The sequence below is a fragment of the Streptomyces niphimycinicus genome (assembly GCF_018883605.1).
Classification (GTDB): Bacteria; Actinomycetota; Actinomycetes; order Streptomycetales; family Streptomycetaceae; genus Streptomyces; species Streptomyces niphimycinicus.
This window is the reverse complement of the sequence record NZ_JAHLEM010001049.1, coordinates 1-774: the sequence shown is the minus strand read 5'-3', so window position 1 is coordinate 774 and position 774 is coordinate 1. Positions and strand designations below refer to the sequence as shown.

The window sequence follows — 774 nt, the reverse complement described above, 5'->3', positions numbered from 1 at the left end:
GAGGAGTTTCTGGTTGAGCGTGGTGTGTCGGGGATGGCGCCGGGTGCGGCGGTGGTGGCGTTGCGGCGGGCGTTGTGTGATGGCGAGACGGCGATTGTGGTGGCGGATGTGGACTGGGAGCGGTTTGGGCCGAGGTTCACGGCCCTGCGTCCGAGTCCATTGCTGAGCGAGCTGATAGCCGACACCGTCGAATTGGGGACTGGAGCGGGCGAATTCGCGGCCCGCCTCCACACCATGTCCGAGGGTGAGCGTATGCGCGCGGCCGTTGAGCTGGTGCGCGTTTCTGCCGCGGCGGTGCTGGGGCACCCCGGTCCTGAGGCGATCGATGCCGGCAGGACATTCCAGGAGATCGGCTTCGACTCATTGACCGCGGTGGAGCTGCGCGATCGGATTGCCACGGCCACTGGCATCCGCCCGCCGGCCACCATGATCTTCGACTATCCGACTCCCACGGCCCTCGCCGAATATCTGAACGTGGAATTGCTCGGCGCGCCGCGGGAAAGTGTGCCGCCGATACCGGTGATCGCACCGGATGACCAAGACCCCATCGTCATTGTCGGCATGAGCTGCCGCTTCCCCGGGGACGTCGAGTCCCCCGAGGACCTGTGGCGGCTGGTCGATTCCGACGGCGATGCCATAACGGCCTTCCCGGCGGACCGCGGATGGGATCTGACCGGCCTCTTCGACACGGCTGCGGGGGAGTCGGGCACGTCGTATGAGCGTGTCGGTGGATTCGTTCACGATGCGGGCGAGTTCGATCCCGGCCTGTTCGGG

Annotated in this window: 1 protein-coding gene; it reads left to right on the top strand. The window is 66.8% G+C overall.

Annotated elements, in window-relative coordinates:
* Positions 1–774, top strand: a 774-nt coding sequence (locus KN815_RS47385; RefSeq protein WP_253209698.1) for an acyl carrier protein, incomplete at both ends; no start/stop codon positions are given.